Source organism: Niallia sp. FSL W8-0177 (assembly GCF_038006285.1).
GTDB classification, from domain to species: Bacteria; Bacillota; Bacilli; order Bacillales; family Cytobacillaceae; genus Niallia; species Niallia circulans_A.
The window spans coordinates 1,879,670-1,902,688 of record NZ_JBBOUX010000001.1 but is presented as its reverse complement, the minus strand read 5'-3'; the positions used below and the strand labels follow the sequence as shown (position 1 = coordinate 1,902,688).

Sequence of the window (23,019 nt, the reverse complement as noted above, 5' to 3'; positions counted from 1 at the left end):
TATTATGTAATTAACATATCGAACGGCAATGATGAAGAGTAGTATCTTTATTGAAAACGTCAGAGAGCTGGTGGTTGGTGTGAACCAGTGTGGACGATAAAGAGAATGGACTTCTGAGCTTCTAAACCGAACCAACCTTTGTAGTAGGCTTTAGCGAACGTCTCATCGTTACAAGAGACAGAAATTTGTCTAATAAAGACTGATTTCTTAAAGTGAGCTTAATTTTATTAAGCTAATGAAGGTGGCACCACGGGTTTCTCGTCCTTTTTATAGGAGAGAGACCCTTTTTTATTTTCAAAAAAATATGGCAAAACAATGAGGAAGAGTAGTAAGTATAAGAAAGATGTTAAAGAGAGTCGGTGGCTGGTGTGAACCGATACATTGATTATACTGAATGGACTTCTGAGTGGGGGCTTGAAAAAGAAGTAGGGCCTGACGGTATCCCCCGTTACTGGGATAGAGTATAATATTGTACTCGTAAAGAGAGAGTGAAGCTTCGCTCTAACCAGAGGTGGTACCGCGGTTTATGAATCGTCCTCTATTTGCAAATAACAATGCAAATAGGGGACTTTTTTTATAGAATTTTATAGATGAGCACTTTTCAAAAGCATCTGACTAGGAGGATTTATGATGGAAAATAGCATTTTGTTAATCGATGAAATCCAAGGAGATACACTGACGCCCATTAGTATTTATCAAAGATTGTCTGGAAAAAAGAAATTTTTGCTCGAAAGCTCATTAAAACATGAAGATTCTGGAAGATTTTCTATCATTGGCTGCGATCCAACCTTTGAAGTTATAGGGAAAGGATTGGAAACAACTATTGTGGAAGGGGAAAAGCGAGAACAAAGAAAAGGAAGAGCACTCGATTTAATTAACGAATTTTTACCTGAAAACAAAGCGACGCTTCCCTTTCAACTACCAGTTAATGCGGGAGCATTTGGATATGTTGGGTATGACAATATCAGACTATATGAAAACATTGGCCCAGAAGCAAAGGATGAAATCGGGATTCCAGATGTGCATCTAATGTTTTTTGAAGATTTGGTAATTTTTGATCATTCAGAACTTAAAGTTTATTTAATTGCTAGCCCATTAAAGCACACAACAACGGAAAAAGAGTTAAAGTTCCGCCTTCAGATAAGAAAGTTAGAGATTACTGCACCATTTAAAGAAGATTCACCTGAAGTAAAGGTAACTCCCTTTCAAGCAAGTATATCAAAAGAACAATTTATGGAGAAAGTGAAGAAAGCAAAACAATATATTTTAGAAGGAGACATCTTTCAAGTAGTTCCATCGCAGAGAATGACAGCTGAGATAGAAGGATCACCATTTTCTTATTATCGTAAATTGCGTATCAAAAATCAGTCTCCTTATATGTATTTCTTTGATTTTGAAGATTATGCAGTGCTCGGAAGTTCTCCTGAGAGCTTAATTAAAGCCGTAAATGGCAAAGTCATTACCAATCCTATTGCAGGTACAAGACCAAGAGGTAAGACGAAGGAAGAAGATAGCCAGTTAGAACAAGATTTACTATTGGATGAAAAAGAATTGGCGGAACATAAAATGCTTGTTGACTTAGCAAGGAATGATGTTGGGAAAGTGAGTAATTTTGGCAGTATTTCGATAGATAAATATATAAAAGTAGAAAAGTTTAAGCATGTTATGCACCTCGTATCGGAAGTAAGTGGAGAATTAAAGAAGGATTACTCGTGTGTAGATGCTTTAATTTCTTGCTTGCCTGCGGGAACAGTCTCAGGTGCACCTAAAATTAGGGCAATGCAAATTATAAATGAATTAGAAGGAACAAAACGAGGTATTTATTCTGGAGCTGTTGGCTATTTTTCCCAAAATGGGAATATGGACTTTGCTTTAGCAATTCGCACGATGGTTATTAAAGGCAAAAAGGCATTCATTCAAGCTGGAGCAGGAATTGTTCATGACTCTATTCCAGAAAAGGAATATGAAGAAACAATCCATAAATTAAAATTATTTTTGGAGGGACAACATGATTTTATTAGTCGATAATTATGATTCTTTTACGTATAACTTATTTCAATATTTAGGGGAGCTGGGAGAAGAGATAAAGGTTGTTCGAAATGATGAAATAACTGTAGAGGAAATTCGGACATTAAATCCTCATGGAATTGTTTTGTCTCCTGGACCAGGCAGGCCAGAAAATGCAGGCATCTTAATCGAACTTATCCAATCCCTTTATCGAGAATATCCAATTTTAGGGATTTGCTTAGGGCATCAGGCAATTGGATATGCCTTCGGTTCTGAGATAGTAAAGGCAGTAAATGTCATGCATGGAAAGACATCGACATTACGAGTTACTGGTCATTCCTTTTTTCATGCTATGGAGGAACCGATTGAAGTGATGCGTTATCACTCTCTTGTTATTAAAAAAGGTACATTAACGAAGGAATTTGAGGTTTTGGCTAGTTCAACAGATGACCATGAAATTATGGCGATCAAACATAAAGATTATCCGTTGTATGGCTATCAATTCCATCCAGAATCGATTGGGACCGAGAGCGGCAAGCAATTTTTGCAAAATTTTATCAATGAAACTCGAGAGGAAGTGCAGAGATGAAACAATATGTGGAGAAAATCATGGCTAATGAATCATTAACTGAAACAGAAATGGAAGGGGCCGCTGATCTTCTTTTTTCTGATGACATTACCGATACAGAAATTGCTGCTTTTATGACAAGTTTAAAAATGAAGGGAGAAACAGTGGAAGAGATCGTGGGTATTGTAAAAGCCGTTCGTAAACAAACATTGTCTTTTGCTGAGCCTGTCAGTGGATGTATCGATAATTGTGGAACAGGTGGAGACAAATCACAAAGCTTCAATATTAGCAGCACGTCGGCATTTGTGTTAGCTGGAGCTGGAATTCCTGTCGCTAAACACGGAAATCGCAGTATTTCTAGTAAGACGGGAAGTGCAGATGTATTAGAAGAGCTTGGCATTAAGCTAAATATCACTCCAGAACAAAACATGCAGCAATTAGAAGAAGTTGGGATCACTTTCTTGTTCGCGCAACATGTGCAGCCGAAAATGGGGAGAATTATGAAGGTTCGCCGAGAATTAAGACTTCCAACTATATTCAATCTAATTGGTCCATTAACCAACCCAATTTCTTTGGAAAGCCAGGTGTTAGGGATATACAGAAGTGATTTATTGCTTACCTTTGCGGAAAGCTTACGGAAACTTGGTAGAAAACGAGCAGTTGTATTAAATGGAGCAGGTGGAATGGATGAAGCTTCCCTGCAAGGCGATAATCAGCTTGTCATTTTACAAAATGGAAGAATAGAGAAAATCGTCCTTACTCCAGATGATGTTAATCTGCCATATTATACAAATGAACAAATACGTGGAGGCGATGCTAAGGAAAACGCAGCTATTTTATTAAAAGTGTTGAAAGGAGAAAAAGGTGCATATCGAGATACAATCCTATTAAACGCTGGCATTGGTATCTATACAGCTGGAAGAGCGGAAAGTATTGGAGAGGGAGTCCATATAGCAAAGGAAAGCATTGACTCTGGAGCCGCACTTTATAAGTTAAACCAATTAGTAGAGGTTAGTAAAGAATTGGAAGGGGCAGGGATTTAAGTGACAACCATATTAGATAAAATTATTACAAAAAAAAGAGAAACAATTGCTGACCTTTATGAGAGAAAAGAAGTACTGCATACGAAAAAGCATTCTTTTAAAAAAAGATCCTTTATAGAGAAACTGAAGGATGCGGAAAAGTTAGCAATTATAGCTGAGTTTAAACGGGCATCCCCATCAAAAGGGGATATAAATATCGATAAAGATCCGAAGGAACAGACGAAAATGTATGAAATATATGGTGCAGATGCCATTTCTGTTTTAACGGATACCCCATTTTTTAAAGGCACATATGAGGATTTGGCGGAAGTAAGAGAAACAGTAAATCTGCCGATTCTCTGCAAGGATTTTATCGTCGATAAAATTCAAATTGATTTTGCGAAATATTATGGAGCGGACATTATCCTATTAATTGCTGCAGCTTTAAAAGATAATGAACTTCATGAGTTATATACGTATGCAACAGAAATTGGTCTGGAAGTGTTATTAGAGGTTCACAATGAAGAAGAGCTAGAAAGAGCTTTGAAGACAAAGGCGCAATTAATTGGGGTCAATAATCGGAATTTAAAAACATTTGAAGTAACATTAGATACTACCGAGAAACTGGCAGGGAAAATTAAAGAAAGTGGCAGGTATATGATTAGTGAAAGTGGCATCTCCACATATACAGATATCCAAAAAGTTAGTGCAAGCGGAGCAAATGCTATTTTAGTAGGGGAAAGTTTTATGAAAGCAGCGGATCTTGAAACAAAAATGAAAGAAATGAAAGTGTCTATAAGGGCGGAGATAGAATGAATGTAAAAATTTGCGGAATTACAACAATAGAAGCAGCAGCATGTGCTGTTAGCTATGGTGCAAGTGCAATCGGTTTTGTATTTGCAAATAGTAAAAGAAAAATAAGCGAAGAAGAGGCTAAGGATATTATCGCTACTCTTCCTAAAGATTTAATGAAGGTAGGCGTTTTTGTCAATGAGTCCAAAGAAAATATAATGAAAATTGTGAATGTTACAGGCATCAATGTAATTCAGCTTCATGGTGATGAAACGGCAGAATTCGCAGCAAGTTTTTCCTTGCCAATCATTAAAGCATTTAGTATTTCCACGCCAGAGGATTTAAAACAAGTGGCAGCATATCCTTGTGACTATGCACTACTTGATAGCCCGAGAGGAAAGTATCATGGCGGAAATGGAATAGCGTTTGATTGGAATTTGATAAAGGATTATGACTTTGGCAATAAAAAAGTTATTCTTGCCGGCGGTCTAAACGAAAATAATCTTACGGAAGCAATAGAAACCACCCATCCATTTATGGTCGATGTAAGCAGCGGCGTGGAGACAGATGGCGAGAAAGATTTAGAAAAAATAAGAGTTTTTTTAGAATTAGCAAAAACTGTTCAAATTTAAGAAAAGAGGGAGCTTATTATGACAGAAACTTATGTTTATCCAGATAATAGAGGCCATTTTGGAAGGTATGGAGGTAGATATGTTCCGGAAACTCTGATGCTGGCAGTGACAGAGCTTGAAGCGGAATATAAAAAGGCACAAGAAGACCCTGCTTTTCATGAAGAATTAAATAATCTCTTAAAGGATTATGTAGGCAGAGAAACACCGCTATATTATGCAGAAAATCTTACAAAATATGCTGGCGGTGCAAAAATCTATTTGAAAAGAGAGGATCTAAATCATACTGGTGCTCATAAAATTAACAACTCTCTTGGGCAAGCACTTCTTGCAAAAAGAATGGGCAAAAAGAAAGTTGTTGCAGAAACAGGAGCAGGCCAACATGGAGTAGCAACGGCGACAGCATGTGCCTTATTAAATTTAGAATGTACGATTTTCATGGGAGAAGAGGACATTCGAAGACAGAAATTAAATGTCTTTCGAATGGAGTTATTAGGCGCAAAGGTTGTTAGTGTTACATCCGGAAGTGCTACCTTAAAAGATGCGTGTAATGAAGCCTTACGTTATTGGGTAACAAATGTGATAGATACTCATTATATCCTTGGGTCAGTTATGGGACCACACCCATTTCCGATGATGGTACGTGACTTTCAAAGTGTTATTGGTAAAGAAGCGAAAAAACAATACATCGAAAAAATTGGCAGGCTACCTGAGGCGATTGTGGCATGTATTGGCGGCGGCAGTAACGCAATGGGAATATTTTATCCATTTATTGAAGAGGAAAGTGTCGCTTTACATGGAGTAGAGGCTTCAGGACATGGCCTTGATACAGATAAACATGCTGCATCATTGTCGAAAGGAAAACCAGGTGTTTTACATGGTTCATATATGTACTTATTACAAAATGAAGACGGTCAAATCCAAGAGGCACACTCTATTTCAGCTGGTTTAGATTATCCTGGTATCGGTCCTGAACATAGCTTTCTACATGATATCGGACGTGCTAACTATGAATCTGTTACAGATGACGAAGCCTTTGAAGCACTACAATTACTATGTAAGATCGAAGGAATTATCCCTGCTTTAGAAAGTGCGCATGCCATTAGTTATGCAGTAAAACTTGCAGCGAAGATGGATAAAGAGGAAGGCATTATTGTTTGTTTATCTGGTAGAGGAGATAAGGATGTAAATACAGTTATGGAAAGAATGGGGGAGTAAGCGGATGATTACAATTGAAGCAGCCTTTAAAGCGACACTTGATAAAGGGGATAAAGCTTTTGTTCCATATATTATGGCTGGAGATGGAGGACTGGAAACATTAAAGGAGAAAGTACTTTTTCTTGAAGAAGCAGGCGCAACAGCAATTGAGCTTGGCATTCCTTTTTCTGATCCAGTTGCGGATGGACCGATTATTCAAGTAGCAGGGATTCGTTCTCTTCAAGCGGGCACTACTCTTAAAGGGGTATTAGAAACTATACAGTCGTTTAGAGAGCTAACGAATATCCCGCTTGTTATCATGACTTATTTAAACCCTATTTTAGCCTATGGCGTGGAGAATTTTTTTCAGGATTGTGAAAAAGCTGCGATTAATGGATTAATCGTACCTGACTTGCCTGTTGAAGAAGAAGCATTACTAGAGGAAGTAGCAGCAAAACATTGTGTTGAAATTATTCGATTAGTAACCTTAACAAGCCCATTAGATCGCATCGAAAATATTGCCAAAAAAGGGAATGGCTTTTTATATGCTGTAACTGTTACCGGTATAACAGGGTCTCGAACAAGCTTCCAAGCTCATTTAGGTACCCATTTATTAAAGGTCAAGGAAGTTAGTCCTATCCCTGTTCTTGCTGGATTCGGAATATCTTCTCCTGAACATGTTGTCAGCATGACTGAGTATTGTGATGGTGTCATTGTAGGAAGTAAAATTGTACAACTATTTTCTGAAAATAAACTGGAGGAAATAAAAGCATTAATAGCAGCTAGCAAAAAAGGGAATACATTACCCGCTATTTAAGTTTGGAGCATGAGTTCCATTTAGTGATAATAGTGAATAGGATTGAAAAATCGCAAATTTCTGTATTTTATTATAATTAAAAAAGAAGGTTTCAGTAAAGTCACTTGTTATTTACCCGCAGGCTGAATACACTTCGCTTGCCGTGGGGGTTACTGCATTCAGCCTGCGAGTGTTACCACAAACCTTCTTACTTAAAATTAATCAAAAACCCCAAACATACGAATTTTAGTGTATGTGTATAATTGTTTGGGGTTATATTTGATTGAAATACTTATGTCCCAACCTGAATAGAAAGAAATGGTTTATACTAATATTCATCAGCTAGCAAGCTAACATGAGAATGTTTTTCTTTGTTATTTAGTTTTGTTCGAATGCTTCTAACGTCGTATATTGGCTAAAAAAAATGCGCAAATTATTTCCAAATCACGGATCATTAGCTCAATAGCATTCTGTCCTTCTTGTCTCCTAGCAGTACTGGAAACTCTCCTACATATTACTCTCCTAAATTTATGTTTCGATATAATCGTTTATTTTCTTTCGTCAGCTCCTTGATTAGCGGAGATACTGCATGATGTTTAAAAGAAAATTCTGGAGTGATATAGGAAAAATATCTGGTAATTGGCCTATTTTTGATCCGTAATATTTTTAGACTTCCCATGGAAAATTCTTTTTGGATAGCGTATTTAGAGAGAATAGAAATGCCTAAATCAGCTTCGATTGATTCTTTAATAATCTGTATGCTCCCAAATGACCGAATCATTGGCGGGGAGAATGCCTGGTTTTGAAAAAACTGATTAATAATCTGCCTCGTACCGGACCCCTCTTCCCTTAGGATCCAAGTTTCCTCATATAAATCGCTTAATTCCACGAATGTTTGATGGGCAAATCGATGATTTTTACTGACGATGATTACTAATTCATCTTCTTTAAAAGGTGTAATGGATAGGTGAGGGTGTGTTTTTAAAGGACTATCAATGATACCTAAATCAATTTCTCCACGTAAAAGTTGATCAACAATACGGTTCGAATTTCTAATACTTATCATTGGTTTCTCTTGGTTATTATTGATTCTAACATTGTTAGCCATTATTTTTGGCAGTAAATACTCTCCAAATGTAAAGCTTGAACCGACGGTGAGAGGACGGCTTTCTTTTTCGGAAAGGTGTTCAATTAAATTATTTACTTCCTTGTATTCCGATAAAATTTTCTTAGCATGAAAATAAAATAGTTCGCCTGCTTTTGTTAGCTTTACATACTTATTCGTTCTGTCTAAAAAGGTAATATTATACTTTTTTTCCAAGGCTTTAATAGAAAGAGTTACTGCTGATTGCGTAATATGTAAGCTTTCTGCGGCTCTCGTAAAATTCAGTTTTTCAGCAACTGTTACAAAGGTTAAGAGATGATAATCCAAAAAAAACACGCTCCTTTATAAGACATAGAATACATGATACATGAAGAAAGCAATATCGAGATTACCTAAAATAAGAGACAATACATTCTTTCTATCTATTATACTAAAAACTAGTAAAGAAAAAAGATTAATTAATAGAATAATCTAAAAATAAAGAATATTAACTAAATTATTATTTCTTTTTTTTAATTATAAACAAGCAATCAGTCCTTACTCCTATTTTCATAAATGTTTTCTTCTGTAATTATTTCGGAATGATAAATATTTTTCTTGTAGAAAAAGTGAATTGCTAATATAATCAATAATGATTCTCATTATGATGGTATTTGGTAAAAGATTACATTGTGCGCTTTAGAAGAATCGAAGCAAGAGAAGGTTAGGATTTCGCAATAATAAATAAAGAGAAAACTAGTTTGATTGGTAAAATGGTAAATAAAACGATAGGAGTGAAGGAGAAAAATCATGATAAAACGCTTTTTTTCATATTATAAGCCACATAAAAAATTATTTACACTCGACTTTTCCAGTGCAATAGTGGTTGCTTTATTAGAGCTGGCATTTCCACTTGCAGTCTCTTGGTATATTGATGAACTACTTCCCGAAGGTAATTGGAGTAGTATTTTATCTGTAGGAGTAGGTCTGTTGCTATTATATGGTATCAGTACTTTTCTTCAATACATTGTTAACTTTTGGGGACATAAATTAGGGATTAATATTGAAACAGATATGAGAGGTCAATTATTTACTCATGTACAAAGACAATCCTTTTCGTTTTTTGATAATACCAAAACGGGACATATTATGAGTCGGATTACCAATGATTTATTTGATATCGGGGAACTGGCCCATCATGGACCAGAGGATTTATTTATTGCTATTATGACATTTGTCGGTGCATTTTGGATTATGCTTACGATTAATATTAAACTAGCACTTATCGTTATCTTTATTGTTCCAATTCTAGTTTGGTTAATTACATACTGTAACCGAAGCATGAACAAAGCTTGGGGACAAATGTATGGAGATATTGCAGATGTTAATGCAAGAGTGGAAGATAGTGTATCTGGGGTTCGTGTTGTTCAATCATTTACAAATGAAGAGTTTGAAATTTCTAGATTTACAGTGAATAACCGAAGATTCCGCAAAGCAAAAATCGGAGCATATAAAGTAATGTCGATTACTTCTTCTTCTGTTTATATGTTAATGCGATTTTTCACATTAGTCGTTCTAGTATTTGGTGCCTGGTTAACTTTTAATAATCAGATGAAAATTGGCGAACTAGTATCTTTTATCCTTTTTGTAAATATATTACAAAAACCGATTGATAAAATTAGTGCAATTTTGGAACTTTATCCGAAAGGAATGGCAGGATTTAAACGGTTCTTGGAGTTGTTAGATACGGAACCGAAAATCCAAGATCGCGATGATGCAATTGAAGTAGAATCCTTAAAAGGAAATATCCATTTAAACGATGTAAGCTTTGGGTATGATAAAAATCCTGTCTTGAAAAATATTAATCTTTCCATTTCGGCTGGGGAAACAATTGCTTTTGTAGGTCCATCCGGAGCTGGAAAGACTACGATTTGTTCATTAATACCACGTTTTTATGATGTAAATAGTGGTAGTATTAAAGTTGATGGTATCGATATTCGTGATATGACAATGAGTTCATTAAGATCACAAATTGGAATCGTACAGCAAGATGTCTTTTTATTTACAGGTACACTGAAAGAAAATATTGCATATGGAAATTTACATGCTACAGATGAAGAAATTCACGAGGCAGTAAGAAGAGCACATTTGGAAGAGTTAGTGCTTAAATTACCAGAAGGATATGAAACACAAATTGGGGAAAGAGGATTAAAGCTTTCTGGTGGTCAAAAACAAAGGATTGCCATCGCTCGGATGTTCCTAAAAAACCCGCCAATTTTAATATTGGATGAAGCCACTTCTGCCCTAGATACAGAAACAGAATTAATTATTCAAAATTCTTTAAATGAACTAGCTAAAAATCGAACTACTTTAATTATTGCTCATCGACTTGCAACTATTCGTAATGCTGATCGCATTGTAGTAGTTACTGAAAATGGGATAGAAGAAGAAGGAAAGCATGATGAATTATTAGAGCGTAATGGTATTTTTGCTAACCTTCATCGTGTTCAATATCAACGATAAACATATGGTCTGTACTTTTAAAGGTGCAGACCTTTTTTTATGGGTTGGTCACAACAATGAAGAATCCACAATTAAATTAAACAAAAAAACATAGGTTAGAAGGAAATAAAAAAATATTGTTATTAATATCCAATATGCGATATATTGGATATAAGTTTTCGTGATTAACAAAAAAAATAGGGGGGTAACAATTGAGACCAATCATTTTAGGGATATTTTCAGCTTTGTTTTTTGCGTTTACTTTTGTATTAAATCAGTCCATGGAAATAGGAGGAGGAAGCTGGATTTGGAGTGCTTCCCTGCGTTATTTTTTTATGGTCCCGTTATTGCTCCTAATAGTTGGGTGGAGAAGGAATTTAACAGCAGTATGGAAAGAATTAAGAGACAATCCAGTTACTTGGATCTTTTGGAGTTCAGTAGGATTTGGATTGTTTTACGGTGGTATTTGTTTTGCTGGAGCATATGGACCTGGTTGGCTGGTTGCAGGAACATGGCAGCTTACTATTATATCTGGAACATTGCTTGCTCCCTTTTTTTATGAGCAAAAAATGGACGGAAATGGCCGTATTCAAAAAATCAGAAGGAAAATTCCTTTTAAAAGCTTAACCTTTTCCATGTTAATTGTATTGGGTATTATCATTATGCAGCTTGAATTTGCCGTATCTATTTCCTTAAAGAATGCATTATTTTGCCTTATTCCAATTCTTATTGCATCCTTTGCCTACCCACTAGGTAACCGGAAAATGATGGAGGTATGTGATGGGAGATTAGATGTATTTCAAAGGGTACTAGGTATGACTGTAGCAAGTATTCCTTTTTGGGTTCTATTATCAGGTGTTGGTGCATTCACATTAGGATTACCTGGAAAGCAACAAGTGTTTCAATCTGCTATTGTGGCCATATTTTCCGGTATAATTGCTACCATCTTATTTTTTGCCGCAACAGATTTAGTAAAAGACAATTTGATTAAATTAGGAGCGGTAGAGGCAACACAATCATTAGAAGTTTTATTTGCCTTAATAGGAGAAGTTCTATTTCTTTCTGCCCCATTACCTAGCCATTTAAGTTTTTTTGGTATCTGTTTAGTTATGTTTGGAATGGTTTTACATAGTGTATATTCAAGTAAAAAATTACACATAAATAGAAGCATGGAAGCATCTTCATAAATGTTACGATCATATGTTGAAGATAAGGTAAAAATTTTGTTAAAACCCTAATGATTTTATGAAGTTTTGTTAGACTTATCGGAATTTTTTACTTTTTTATCCCTATTCGTTATACTATGGTAATGAGTAGGAAAGGCAAATTTAGAAGTTGAATATGTTAGTCAGAAGAAATGATTTGAATTTTGTTACTACGTGGATTGGCAAAAAATTTTAGAGGATTATTGCAAACAGTTTATTTAGCATAGCATGAACATGCTCTGTTTCAAAAATCTAGTTATGGTAAAAAAAGATAAATATACAGCTTAAGAATACGGAAATTCTGACAGTCGTGTTTTTTGGCTATCACTTCTAAAAATAATCATTAGGAGGAACAGCAAAATGACAAAGAGGTTAGAAGACAAAGAGATTAAATTAATCGCACTAGATATGGATGGTACTTTATTAGATGAAAAAGGAGAAATTCCAGAAGAAAATAAAAAAGCGATTAAAGAGGCCCATGACCAAGGACTGCATGTTGTATTAAGTACTGGTCGAACTATTGCAACTTGTAGAGATCATGCAAAAAGTCTGTTATTAAACTCTTATTTAATAACGGTAAATGGTAGTGAAATATGGGATATGAATGGTAATTTAATCGAAAGAAATCTTGTCGATGCAAGCAATATTCAATGGATGTGGGAATTAGCACAACAGCATAAAGCTAAAATGTGGGCTGCTAGTTGTGAGAAAGTCTGGGTAGATGAAATGCCAGAAGACATAAATAAATCAGAATGGCTCAAATTTGGCTATCATATAGAAGATGATAAAGTTCGTGAACAAGTCTTAACAAGTTTAAACGAGAAAAAATGCTTTGAAATCAGCAATTCTTCCCCAGTAAATATTGAAGTCAATGCGCTTGGTATAAATAAAGCAAAAGGACTTAAAAAAGTATGTGAACTTTTAGATATTACAATGGATCAAGTACTAGCTGCTGGAGACAGTTTAAATGATATTAGCATGATTAAAGAAGCAGGAATAGGCGTGGCAATGGGAAATGCACAAGATATAGTGAAACAGACAGCAGATGTTGTTACCTTGACGAATAATGATAATGGTGTCGCTTATGCAATCAGAAAATGGGCCTTAAAAAAAGAAATGGCCGGGATAAAAGAATAATCACTTACTGACAAATAGAACAAAAATTTTTTTGCTATTCTTATAAATTTCAAAAAACGATTGAAACAATAGTGAAAACTGCTTATAATTAGAAAAAAGAAAATCGAACGAAGCGAAAGGATTAGTATGTGAGAACCTTTCATAAAAGAGAGTGAAGTTTATAAGCTGAAAGACTTCATAATGAAAGAACACAGAACCTGCCTCTCAAGTCCTACTACAGTAGGCGCATTTCTTGCGTTATCAGACAAAGTGGAATCAATATTTATATTGGTTCAATTAAGGTGGTACCACGGAAAGCTCATTTTCGTCCTTTTAATAGGATGAAAATGAGCTTTTTTAATTGGGTGTATTCGGAGTAACTTAGTACGGAGGAAATCAAATGGAGAAGAAAAGAATTGTTGTAAAAATCGGGAGCAGCTCTCTTACAAATACAAAAGGAGCAATCGATCAATCAAAGCTAAGTGACCATATCGCAAGCATTGCAAAATTAAGAGAATATGGGCATGAAGTACTTTTAGTATCATCTGGAGCAGTGGCTGCGGGCTTTGGAAAACTCGGCTATCCTTCAAGACCAGTTACATTGAAAGGGAAACAGGCAGCAGCAGCAGTAGGTCAAAGCTTGCTAATTCAAAGCTATAATGAACAATTAAGTAAGTTTGGGATTGTTCCCGCTCAAGTATTACTAACAAGAAATGATTTTTCCAAACGTGATCGCTACCGAAATGCTTATTCTACATTAACAGAATTATTAGAAAGAAATATCTTACCAATTATAAATGAGAATGACACTGTATCTGTAGAAGAATTAACGTTTGGAGACAACGATATGTTATCAGCCCTTGTTAGTGGACTTGTCCATGCCGATCAATTAATAATTCTCACAGATATTAATGGCTTATATGACAAAAATCCAAAGGAAGATGCCTCAGCAAAACGGATTGATTATTTGCCTGAAATAACGGTGGAATGGAAGGATGCTGCGAAAGGATCTGGGTCAAAGGTTGGAACTGGTGGCATGAAATCAAAGTTGATTGCAGCAGAAACAGCAAATTCCTTAGGAGTAAAGGTTTTTATCGGAAAAGGCGAGGGGGAGAAGAAGCTCATCGATATTATAGAGGGGAAAGGAGACGGAACCTATATTGGTTCTGATGCTTTATCATCTATAAACAGTAATCGTCAATGGATATCCCTTCATTCTACAGTAGAAGGAAGTCTGTATGTGGATGAAGGAGCAGAAATGGCGTTGCTAAATAAAGGTGGGAGCTTGCTTCCAGCCGGTATTTATAAAGTTGAAGGGCTCTTTGAAAAAGGAAATGTTGTCGAAGTCTATGGTGAAAAAGGAGTTATCGGTAAAGGGGAAGTACTCTATTCTTCTGAAGAGCTAAAAGCGATTATTACACAAAGAGCAGAAGAAAAAACAATGATAAAACATCCTAAAATCGAAGTTATTCACCGTGACAAATGGGTGAAATTATAAAAAGGAGAGATGGAAAATGGGCGAAGTATATCAAAAAGGTAAATTAGCAAAGAATGCAAGTTATCAATTATTAAATAAGACAACGGAACAGAAAAATGCAGCTTTATCTTTTATTAGTAAACAATTAATAGAAGATCAAGAATTAATAATAAAAGCAAATAAAATAGATCTGGAAAACGGGAAAGAAAATGGTCTATCTTCTTCTGTTTTAGATCGAATTATGCTGGATGAAAAGCGGATTAATAATATGGCCTTAGCACTAAAAGAGTTAATTAAACTGAATGATCCAGTTGGTGTAGTGGTGGAAGAAATCGAAAAAGAAAATGGCTTAAAAATTATCAAGAAAACTGTGCCAATTGGCGTAATGGGAATGATTTATGAGGCGAGACCAAATGTAACGATTGATGCAGCAAGTCTTGCTCTGAAAACAGGGAACAGTATTGTCTTAAGAGGAAGTTCATCTGCTAAGCAATCAAATCTGGCTCTTGTTGACACAATCCATCGCGCGCTGGAGAAATCCGCAATTCCAAAAGAAGCAGTCCAGCTAATTGAAGATACAAGCAGAGAAACAGCGAAAGAACTATTTCATTTGAAAGAATTTTTAGATGTATTGATCCCTCGTGGCGGCAAAGGGTTAATTGATACGGTAGTAAATGAAGCAACCGTTCCGGTCATTGAAACAGGAGCTGGCAATTGCCATTTATTTATTGATGAAACCGCAGAGTTAACTATGGCCCTTGCGATTAGTTTGAACGGCAAAACGCAACGTCCATCAGTATGCAATGCCTTAGAGACTATTTTAATAGAAACAAAATGGTTTGCTCAACATGGATTAGCACTATTAGAAGCACTACATCATAATGGTGTGGAGATTTATGGAGATGAAACTGTCTGCACTACTTTTTCTTTTGCAAAAAAAGCGACAGAAGAAGATTGGTATACAGAATACTCTGCTTTGAAAGTAAGTATAAAAACAGTAGATGGAGTGACAGAAGCAATTAACCATATTAATACTTATGGTACTAAGCATTCAGAAGCGATTATTACAGAAAATATTGAAAATGCCGAAACTTTTTTATCAGGAGTAGATGCAGCAGCAGTCTATCATAATGCTAGTACAAGATTTACAGATGGATTTGAATTTGGTTATGGGGCGGAGATTGGAATCAGTACGCAAAAACTGCATGCTAGAGGTCCAATGGGATTAAATGCTTTAACATCCTTTAAATATTTTATTTATGGAGAAGGTCAAGTTAGAAATTAATTGCTGGCAGTTTACACCAGGGTATGTCATAGTTCACGAAGATTGGATGATGTTATTGGAATATTTAAGTATTTTATTACCTATTTTCTTTATTTTTTCCGTTGGTTTCATTGGACAAAAGATGCTTCATATTGATATAAAATCTGTTTCAGCTGTATCTGTTTATTTGATGACGCCGTTGTTGTCTTTTAGCGTTTTTTATGAAACAACTTTTACAATAGACTATTTGTATATGACACTGTACGCATTAACGTTAGTATTAAGTATTGTCGCGATCGTTTACATTATTGGATTTTTTAGAGGTTATTCGGTTAGAAAGACATGCGGAATGATACTATCCTCGGCATTTATGAACAACGGTAATTATGGAACTCCGCTTGTTTTATTTGTTTTCGGAGAGCCAGGCTTGCACTATGCAGTTATCTTAATGGTTATTCAGCAATTAATTATGGTTACGATCGGTGTTTATTATGCAGCCAAAGGCTCTGTTGATGATGGAAATGGGAAAGATACTTTAAAAAAAGTATTAAAAGTACCAGTTATGTATGGAGCAATTCTAGGAGCAGTCTTGCATTCTCTTCATCTACCGATTGGAGCAACGATGCTTGAGGCTATTAAGCTAGTTGGCAATGCGGCGATTCCAACCGTCATGCTTGTTTTAGGAATACAGCTTGCTAATGTCCGTCTAAAAAATATTTCTTATCGCCCTCTATCTGTTTCATTGTTACTTAAACTTATAGTATCACCAGTGATTGCATGGCTGCTAACGCTTGTATTGCCAGTAGATGAGATATTAAAACAAATAATGATTCTGCTTGCTGGAATGCCAGCAGCAGCAAACACAACCCTTTATGCTGTCCAATATGGAACAGAACCTGATTTTGTATCAAGTGCAACCTTTTTTAGCACATTAGCTAGTTTAATAACATTGCCTGTTATTTTGTCTCTGATTTAATCATTATTGTAAAATTGACAGGGGATATCAGTTTTTCTGTTTAAGATCAGAGATGGGGGAGAAATATTCCATTTTATTTTAAACCTGAAAATTATGTGAGTATGCTAAGACATGTTCGGATAATTATTCGGGTTTTTACTCGTTTTTTTAGAAGAAAATAGCATTTGAAAAAAGAACTGGAATGAAAGAACCAATTCATACGTTAAACTATATACAATGGCTAAATGAAGAATGCTAGTCTTTAAAGGCGTAGATTTGAGCAAAAAATTAGATTGGAGAGTCATATTTCATATTGCATTATAGCGATAGGAACGATACAATACTAACAAAGTACATTTTATTTCTAGGTAGGTGAAAATATGTTCAATAGAGAGCTAGTAAAAGGGAGTACATCTTTAATACTTCTACAGCTATTAGCAGAGAAAGAAATGTATGGTTATGAACTAGTCAAAGAAATGGAAAAAAGAAGTGATTATTCTTTGCAAGTAAAAGAAGGGACCTTATATCCCGCTCTACATAAATTAGAAAAACAAGAATATGTAGAATCTTTTTGGAAAGAATCAGAAAAAGGACCAGCAAGAAAATATTACCGAATTACCGATTCTGGTCAGCAAATATTGGAGCAAAAAACAGCAGAATGGAAAAACTTTGTGCAAACGATTGATAAAGTGATTGGGAGAAAGGGAATATGATTTCTTCAAAAGAATCCTACATGAAACAGCTGCGGGATTTACTCAAAGATCATGAGCAATCTGAAGAAATATGCATGGAGTATGAACTTCATCTAATAGACATATTGGAAGAGATTGCTTTTGAAAAACAATGTTCAGAAGAAGAAGCGTTAATTATGGCAATCCAAAGATTAGGTACACCACTAGAGGTTGTTGCCATGTATCAAGAAGAGTTAAACATGACTGCGAAAAAAACGCAATGGAATTTCTTTTTCGCTAATTTGTTTTTCTTTGTCGGCGGAATTGGTTTGACGATCATTTATCATCGCCTATCTAATCCAACAATCAGTAAATTATGGTCACTCTTAACCAGTATTCCATTTTTTCTTATTGTTCTTTACTTATTCTTTTGGCTTTTACTTGGATATGAAGTAGGCAAGGAATTTGGCCTTGGCGGAAAAAAACTTTTACTGAAGACATTTTGTATTTCATTAGTTCCTAATCTATTGCTTATGTGTTCCGTTGTCTTTAAGATTATTCCATTAACACTCTTTGATCCATTATTAACACCGGAATTTGTCCTTATCTGTATTTCTTTTACGATAATGTTATATCCAATATGTTATCTTGCCTTTCGCTATGGAACAACAAGATCGGTATAAGTTGTTCTTTTGTATACTACCTAGTATTACTGTGCAACGAATTTCTTTTTATTTCACTATATAGCTAAACTATGTAAAGGGAGGGAAAATAACTTGAACAAGAAAAATTTCATTTATTTTATAAGCTGTTTTTTACTGGCAATTATTGCAGAAATAACGCTATTTACAGAGACAATTGGAATTTCCCTTAGTATTTTTGTTGTTGTTTTTTATGTTTTTTATTTTTATCTAACGAGGAAACAAACGCACACACATCGTTTAATTGGTATATATCTATTTGTGTGCATATGGCTATTATCATTGTCTTTTGTTTTCATAGCTAATCCTTCTTTTTATTTCTTTAATTTTATTGTTATTTTTAGTTTAATTGGTTTTCATACCACGTTATTAACAAGTCCTTCTTTTCTTAGTTGGTGCAATACCGATGTTTTCTTTTATTTAAGAAAGAAAGTCTCTTCCTTTTTTAAATTAGGAAAATATTTAACCTTTCTAGTATGGAAATCAGTAAATGTACGTTCTGATGAAAGGAATTATATCGCTATAAAAAGAATAGTATTAGGAATGGTAATTGTAATGCCAATTTTAATGTTATTAATTTTCCTGCTTAGTTCCTCAGATCAGCATTTTAATAATATGATGGTAACCATAATCACCCGGCTTTTTTCATTCCATATAGATGGAATAAGTACATTGCTAAGAATAGGTTTAATATTTGTTTTTCTATTACTATTCATGAAGACAATTAGTAAAAGGTCGATTATTATTCCAAGCGAAAGAAAAGGAAAACAAGGAAGATGGGAGCAAACAACTTTATTAACCATTTTACTTTTCATTAATGGGCTGTATATATTCTATACCATCGTACAGTTCCAATACTTTTTCAATGATGTATTATTGAATGGTTTTACATATGCTACCTATGCGAGAAGAGGATTCTTTGAACTTATTATCGTGACTGTGATTAACATATCAATTATTTTGTTAGTAAATAGCTTTGCTAAAAAACGCACTCTTTTTTTAAAAATATTTTTATCCTGTTTAATTGCTTTTAGCTTTATCATTCTTTTGTCTGCTCATTTACGATTATCTTTATATGAACAGGCGTATGGATATACATATTTACGATTATTTTCTCATTCCTTTATTTTACTCTTAGCGGTATTTTTCTCCTTCACATTGATAAAAATTTGGATGAAGAAAATTCAACTTATGCGTTTTTTCTTATTATTTTCCCTGTTATATTACTGCAGCCTGAATGTCATGGATATCGATCGCATAATCGTTAGCAAAAATTTGCAGCGGTTTGAGGAAACAAACTTAATTGATTTTCTCTATATAGATTCTTTATCTTATTCAGCTATTCCGGTTCTAGTAGATTATTACGAAAAAAATCCTGATATGGAGAGCGTAAAACAATTATTGCTTGCTAAAAAGGAACGCCTTCAGCAGACAGATCAAAAATGGCAGAGCTATAATATCGTGGAAGACCGTGCAAGAAAGTTACTTAATGCAATGGAGTTGCCTAAGAAAGTGCCTGAAAATCATGAAGAGAATAAATATCGATTAGAAGAATAATTTTTTTGACCCCGTATCTTTTTCGCTACCTGAAACGTTCTATATATAAACAGTAAAAGGAGGGATTTATCAATGAGGATGGAAATGCAAAATATAAAAAATCTGTATCAAAAACTCGATTCCTATTGTCGGTATCTTTCCTTAGATAAATGGGAACGAGAGGATTTAATTCAAGAAGCCCTTTTAAAAGCGATGGAAAATTATCAAGATAAAGATATTACACCTGCTTTGCTTAAAAAAATAGCTGATAATCAATGGATTGATAAAATAAGAAAAAAACAAGATATTATTGGTATCCAAGTAAAGGAACCAAGAGCAGAAGAAAAAAATTTAACCTCTATGATGCTGGCAGAATTTCTATCTGAAAAATTAACCTTTAAGCAAGGGATTGTCTATCTGCTCGTAGAGGGGTTTCAATTTCGCTTAAAAGAAGTTGGAGAATTATTAAATATAACAGAAACTGCTGTGAAATCAGTATTGTTCCGAGCTAGGAATCAAGTGAAAAAAGAGGCGATGATCGTTAAAAATCAGCATGATGAAGATAAGGAAAACATGCAAAGGATGTACTATGAAGTACTTAAGAGAGAAGATCCCGCTATTCTAATTAATTCAATCTATAAAAACATCCTTTTAGCTAAAGAAGATAAAAAATATTTGTCTCAACAGCCAATGCTTATGGCCGCATAATAATAGAATACAGGAGGTTAATAACAATGAGTACTATTCCTTATGTTATTGAACAATCAGCAAATGGAGAAAGATCCTATGACATATATTCAAGACTTTTGAAGGATAGAATTATTATGCTTGGGGATGAGATCAATGATCAAGTTGCTAATAATATCGTGGCTCAGCTGCTATTTCTTGCAGCAGAAGATCCAGAGAAAGATATTTCTATATATATCAATAGTCCTGGCGGTTCCACCTCTGCTGGTTTTGCTATTTATGATACGATGCACTATATTAAGCCAGATGTTCGGACGATTTGTACAGGAATGGCAGGATCCTTTGGTGCGTTATTACTTCTTGCTGGTACGAAAGGAAAAAGATATGCCTTACCGAATAGCGAAATTATGATTCATCAACCATTAGGTGGAACGAGAGGGCAGGCAACAGAAATTGAAATATCTGCGAAACGAATATTAAAACTTAAAGAACATATTAATCGTATTATGGCAGAGAAAACGGGCCAGTCTTTTGAGAAAATAGCAAATGATACAGAAAGGGATTATTTCATGAGTGCTGAAGAAGCAAAAGAATATGGCATTGTCGATGAAATAATTAGCGTGAAATAAAAAGAGGCGGAGCAAAAGGAGTCTAACCGAATATAAAACCGAACGAATATACGGCGATAGTTAAAGGGTAGCGTATATTTCGTTTGGTTATTTGTTTTTTGGTAAAAGTATTGTAGTAGCGGCCTATTCCATTGTGATCTCCGAAGCAGGATCTAGGAATTCTCGCGGCTTTCTTAAGAGAGTATCTAGACTTCTCCCTTTTAGTTAAATTCTTTCTTTCTTTCTCTCTCTACTTACATTATACCATTACTAACAGTACTATTTATAGACTAGTTTTTTTATAATTTCCCACTATACTAATATTGTTCTACAAAAATGAAAATAATAATTTAGGAGTGCATTGAATGAATATTAAAACAAACGCTTTAGACAATGGCCCGTTTTTTCATGGTACGAAAGCAGAACTGAAAATTGGCGATTTATTAGAACCTAATCACCTATCAAATTACCAAGATAAAAAATCGAACCATATATATTTTACTGCAACGATTAATGCTGCTAAATGGGGTGCTGAATTAGCAAGGTCTACTTCAAAAGAACGTATTTATATTGTAGAACCATTAGGTGAGTTTGAAAACGACCCGAACGTAACGGACAAGAGATTTCCGGGAAACCCAACTCGTTCCTATCGTTCTAAGTCTCCTTTGAAAATAATAGCGGAGTTAGGCGCGTGGGAAAGACATTCTGATGAAGAAATAAATCATATGCTTGAATCTTTAAAAAAATTAAGCGAAGCAGGAAAAAATGTAATTTACGATTAAGTCACATAACGATAGAGAAGATTAGCGTCTAGCTTCATTTCATGTATAATAGAAAGGGCATATGAAAATATTAGGTCGGAAAGTTAAAGGTGGCAAAATGGAAATCGTAACAGTACAAATTGAAACACCATTTGAGAAAAATTTATTAAATGGAAATCCCTTAATTTATAAAGAAGCTATAAAAGCTAATATTTCTCTTGAAGAAGGGCAAATAATAGATGTTGTAACAAAGAAAAACAAATTTATTGGCAGAGGATATTATGCCATTCAAAATAAAGGAATTGGTTGGATTTTGACAAGAGAAAGAAACATTCCTATTGATGATTCTTTTTTTGAAAATCGATTAAAAAAAGCAATTGATAAAAGAGTAGCCTATTTTAAGGATCCTGAAACGACAGCATTTCGGATCTTTAATGGGGAAGGCGATGGAATCGGAGGCTTTTCTGTTGATCTTTACCAAAATTATCTGTTAATCCAATGGTACAGTATTGGCATTTATAAATATAAAAGCTGGATTGTTGAATCGTTGCAGCGATTATTAGAAATAGACGGAATCTATGAGAAAAAAAGATTCGATGATAATGGAACATATATGGAAGACGATGATTTTGTGGTTGGGAAAAAAGCTGATTTCCCCCTTACTATTTTAGAAAATGGGATTAAATACGCAGTAAACTTGAATGAAGGTGCGATGACAGGAATCTTTTTAGATCAAAAAGATGTTCGTAAAACAATTCGAGATCAATATGCAAAAGGGAAAAATGTTCTAAATACTTTTTCTTATACAGGGGCTTTTTCGGTTGCGGCAGCTGTTGGTGGTAGTTTATCGACTACTAGTGTTGATTTGGCAAATAGAAGCAAGCAGAAAACGGCAGATAATTTTCTGTTAAATGATATTGACTTATCGAGTCAAAAAATTATCGTAGAAGATGTTTTTCACTATTTTAAATACGCAGTGAAGAAACAACTAAGCTTTGATATGGTCATTCTAGATCCTCCTAGTTTCGCACGTTCAAAAAAGCATACTTTTCGCGCAGCAAAAGACTATACTAATTTACTTAAAGAAGCAATTGCCATAACCAATAATGGCGGAATTATTGTCGCTTCCACTAATTGTGCAACCTTTGATATAAAGAAGTTTAAGGGATTTATTGATGCTGCCTTTCATCATCAGAAAGAAACATATCAAATAGTTGAACAATTTGGTTTACCTGCCGATTTTGCGAATATTAAAGAAGTAACAGAAAGTAATTATTTAAAAGTTGTTTTTATAAAAAAACTAAAGTGATATCTTAGAATATTATTTTCGATTTGAAATATCAAAGAAGGATTTTGCTGTTCAATAGCAAAGTCCTTTTTTATGAAAAAGAAGGGTTTACGTGGTTTAAAAACACTTGTAATCTTATAGAGAAAGATTCCT

General features: G+C 34.6%; 21 protein-coding genes and 2 other annotated features. Of the genes, 20 read left to right on the top strand and 1 reads right to left on the bottom strand.

What is annotated here, in order from left to right:
• Window positions 1–19 precede the first annotated feature (19 nt).
• Window positions 20–269 (top strand) — a binding site (T-box leader).
• 37 nt (window positions 270–306) lie between these two features.
• Window positions 307–542 (top strand) — a binding site (T-box leader).
• Between the two features lie 88 nt (window positions 543–630).
• Genes trpE through trpA form a run of 7 tightly spaced genes read left to right on the top strand, consistent with a single transcriptional unit; the run spans window position 631 to window position 7,032 of the window.
• Complete coding sequence (gene trpE, locus NST77_RS09240; protein WP_095328931.1) at window positions 631–2,028, top strand: anthranilate synthase component I; 1,398 nt, start codon at window positions 631–633, stop codon at window positions 2,026–2,028.
• Window positions 2,009–2,596: an anthranilate synthase component II gene (locus tag NST77_RS09235; RefSeq protein WP_095328930.1), complete on the top strand. Its 588-nt coding sequence runs from the start codon at window positions 2,009–2,011 to the stop codon at window positions 2,594–2,596. The genes trpE and NST77_RS09235 overlap by 20 nt, the downstream gene beginning before the upstream one ends.
• The gene (trpD, locus tag NST77_RS09230) at window positions 2,593–3,618 is read left to right on the top strand and encodes an anthranilate phosphoribosyltransferase (protein ID WP_095328929.1); all 1,026 of its coding nucleotides are present in this window, start codon (window positions 2,593–2,595) and stop codon (window positions 3,616–3,618) included. The genes NST77_RS09235 and trpD overlap by 4 nt, the downstream gene beginning before the upstream one ends.
• Window positions 3,619–4,413, top strand: a complete 795-nt coding sequence (gene trpC / locus NST77_RS09225; RefSeq protein WP_341122922.1) for an indole-3-glycerol phosphate synthase TrpC — start codon at window positions 3,619–3,621, stop codon at window positions 4,411–4,413.
• Entirely contained in the window at window positions 4,410–5,021 is a 612-nt protein-coding gene (locus NST77_RS09220; RefSeq protein ID WP_123259383.1) for a phosphoribosylanthranilate isomerase, read from the top strand. The genes trpC and NST77_RS09220 overlap by 4 nt, the downstream gene beginning before the upstream one ends.
• A gap of 18 nt (window positions 5,022–5,039) precedes the next feature.
• Window positions 5,040–6,236: a tryptophan synthase subunit beta gene (gene trpB, locus NST77_RS09215; RefSeq protein WP_123257735.1), complete on the top strand. Its 1,197-nt coding sequence runs from the start codon at window positions 5,040–5,042 to the stop codon at window positions 6,234–6,236.
• 4 nt (window positions 6,237–6,240) lie between these two features.
• The gene (gene trpA / locus NST77_RS09210) at window positions 6,241–7,032 is read left to right on the top strand and encodes a tryptophan synthase subunit alpha (protein ID WP_163186812.1); all 792 of its coding nucleotides are present in this window, start codon (window positions 6,241–6,243) and stop codon (window positions 7,030–7,032) included.
• A gap of 493 nt (window positions 7,033–7,525) precedes the next feature.
• Here the strand turns inward: trpA and NST77_RS09205 are convergent, their stop codons facing one another.
• A complete protein-coding gene (locus NST77_RS09205; protein ID WP_249937848.1) occupies window positions 7,526–8,452 on the bottom strand; it encodes a LysR family transcriptional regulator in 927 nt (308 codons plus the stop codon).
• Between the two features lie 453 nt (window positions 8,453–8,905).
• Between NST77_RS09205 and NST77_RS09200 the strand changes: the two genes are divergently transcribed.
• The 13 genes from NST77_RS09200 (at window position 8,906) to NST77_RS09140 (ending at window position 22,887) form a co-directional block, all read left to right on the top strand.
• Window positions 8,906–10,618 carry an ABC transporter ATP-binding protein gene (locus NST77_RS09200; protein WP_095328923.1) on the top strand — a complete coding sequence of 571 codons (1,713 nt, stop codon included), beginning with the start codon at window positions 8,906–8,908 and terminating at the stop codon, window positions 10,616–10,618.
• A gap of 191 nt (window positions 10,619–10,809) precedes the next feature.
• Window positions 10,810–11,784 carry a DMT family transporter gene (locus NST77_RS09195; protein ID WP_095328922.1) on the top strand — a complete coding sequence of 325 codons (975 nt, stop codon included), beginning with the start codon at window positions 10,810–10,812 and terminating at the stop codon, window positions 11,782–11,784.
• A gap of 378 nt (window positions 11,785–12,162) precedes the next feature.
• Window positions 12,163–12,939, top strand: coding sequence for a Cof-type HAD-IIB family hydrolase (locus NST77_RS09190; protein ID WP_095328921.1), 777 nt, complete (start codon window positions 12,163–12,165; stop codon window positions 12,937–12,939).
• Between the two features lie 379 nt (window positions 12,940–13,318).
• Window positions 13,319–14,416, top strand: a complete 1,098-nt coding sequence (proB, locus tag NST77_RS09185; RefSeq protein WP_095328920.1) for a glutamate 5-kinase — start codon at window positions 13,319–13,321, stop codon at window positions 14,414–14,416.
• Window positions 14,417–14,432: 16 nt separating this feature from the next.
• The gene (locus tag NST77_RS09180) at window positions 14,433–15,680 is read left to right on the top strand and encodes a glutamate-5-semialdehyde dehydrogenase (RefSeq protein ID WP_095328919.1); all 1,248 of its coding nucleotides are present in this window, start codon (window positions 14,433–14,435) and stop codon (window positions 15,678–15,680) included.
• A 55-nt stretch (window positions 15,681–15,735) separates the two neighbouring features.
• On the top strand, window positions 15,736–16,635 hold the full coding sequence (locus tag NST77_RS09175) for an AEC family transporter (RefSeq protein WP_095328976.1): 900 nt from the start codon (window positions 15,736–15,738) through the stop codon (window positions 16,633–16,635).
• A 359-nt stretch (window positions 16,636–16,994) separates the two neighbouring features.
• The gene (locus NST77_RS09170; protein ID WP_095328918.1) at window positions 16,995–17,327 is read left to right on the top strand and encodes a PadR family transcriptional regulator; all 333 of its coding nucleotides are present in this window, start codon (window positions 16,995–16,997) and stop codon (window positions 17,325–17,327) included.
• Window positions 17,324–17,968 (top strand): hypothetical protein, encoded by a 645-nt coding sequence (locus tag NST77_RS09165; RefSeq protein ID WP_095328917.1) that lies wholly within the window; start codon window positions 17,324–17,326, stop codon window positions 17,966–17,968. Before NST77_RS09170 ends, NST77_RS09165 begins: the two co-directional genes overlap by 4 nt.
• Window positions 17,969–18,061: 93 nt before the next feature.
• Window positions 18,062–19,543 (top strand): DUF4153 domain-containing protein, encoded by a 1,482-nt coding sequence (locus NST77_RS09160; protein WP_095328916.1) that lies wholly within the window; start codon window positions 18,062–18,064, stop codon window positions 19,541–19,543.
• 72 nt (window positions 19,544–19,615) lie between these two features.
• Window positions 19,616–20,230 (top strand): sigma factor, encoded by a 615-nt coding sequence (locus NST77_RS09155; RefSeq protein WP_095328915.1) that lies wholly within the window; start codon window positions 19,616–19,618, stop codon window positions 20,228–20,230.
• Between the two features lie 26 nt (window positions 20,231–20,256).
• Entirely contained in the window at window positions 20,257–20,838 is a 582-nt protein-coding gene (gene clpP / locus NST77_RS09150) for an ATP-dependent Clp endopeptidase proteolytic subunit ClpP (RefSeq protein WP_095328914.1), read from the top strand.
• Between the two features lie 344 nt (window positions 20,839–21,182).
• Entirely contained in the window at window positions 21,183–21,599 is a 417-nt protein-coding gene (gene arr, locus NST77_RS09145; RefSeq protein ID WP_095328913.1) for an NAD(+)--rifampin ADP-ribosyltransferase, read from the top strand.
• Between the two features lie 97 nt (window positions 21,600–21,696).
• Window positions 21,697–22,887 carry a class I SAM-dependent rRNA methyltransferase gene (locus tag NST77_RS09140; protein WP_163186816.1) on the top strand — a complete coding sequence of 397 codons (1,191 nt, stop codon included), beginning with the start codon at window positions 21,697–21,699 and terminating at the stop codon, window positions 22,885–22,887.
• Window positions 22,888–23,019 lie beyond the last annotated feature (132 nt).

Coding starts and splice junctions, on each gene's coding strand:
- trpE (WP_095328931.1), top strand. CDS start 631: ATGGAAAATAGCATTTTGTTAATCGATGAAATCCAAGGAGATACACTG.
- NST77_RS09235 (WP_095328930.1), top strand. CDS start 2,009: ATGATTTTATTAGTCGATAATTATGATTCTTTTACGTATAACTTATTT.
- trpD (WP_095328929.1), top strand. CDS start 2,593: ATGAAACAATATGTGGAGAAAATCATGGCTAATGAATCATTAACTGAA.
- NST77_RS09220 (WP_123259383.1), top strand. CDS start 4,410: ATGAATGTAAAAATTTGCGGAATTACAACAATAGAAGCAGCAGCATGT.
- trpB (WP_123257735.1), top strand. CDS start 5,040: ATGACAGAAACTTATGTTTATCCAGATAATAGAGGCCATTTTGGAAGG.
- trpA (WP_163186812.1), top strand. CDS start 6,241: ATGATTACAATTGAAGCAGCCTTTAAAGCGACACTTGATAAAGGGGAT.
- NST77_RS09200 (WP_095328923.1), top strand. CDS start 8,906: ATGATAAAACGCTTTTTTTCATATTATAAGCCACATAAAAAATTATTT.
- NST77_RS09190 (WP_095328921.1), top strand. CDS start 12,163: ATGACAAAGAGGTTAGAAGACAAAGAGATTAAATTAATCGCACTAGAT.
- proB (WP_095328920.1), top strand. CDS start 13,319: ATGGAGAAGAAAAGAATTGTTGTAAAAATCGGGAGCAGCTCTCTTACA.
- NST77_RS09180 (WP_095328919.1), top strand. CDS start 14,433: ATGGGCGAAGTATATCAAAAAGGTAAATTAGCAAAGAATGCAAGTTAT.
- NST77_RS09170 (WP_095328918.1), top strand. CDS start 16,995: ATGTTCAATAGAGAGCTAGTAAAAGGGAGTACATCTTTAATACTTCTA.
- NST77_RS09165 (WP_095328917.1), top strand. CDS start 17,324: ATGATTTCTTCAAAAGAATCCTACATGAAACAGCTGCGGGATTTACTC.
- NST77_RS09155 (WP_095328915.1), top strand. CDS start 19,616: ATGAGGATGGAAATGCAAAATATAAAAAATCTGTATCAAAAACTCGAT.
- clpP (WP_095328914.1), top strand. CDS start 20,257: ATGAGTACTATTCCTTATGTTATTGAACAATCAGCAAATGGAGAAAGA.
- arr (WP_095328913.1), top strand. CDS start 21,183: ATGAATATTAAAACAAACGCTTTAGACAATGGCCCGTTTTTTCATGGT.
- NST77_RS09140 (WP_163186816.1), top strand. CDS start 21,697: ATGGAAATCGTAACAGTACAAATTGAAACACCATTTGAGAAAAATTTA.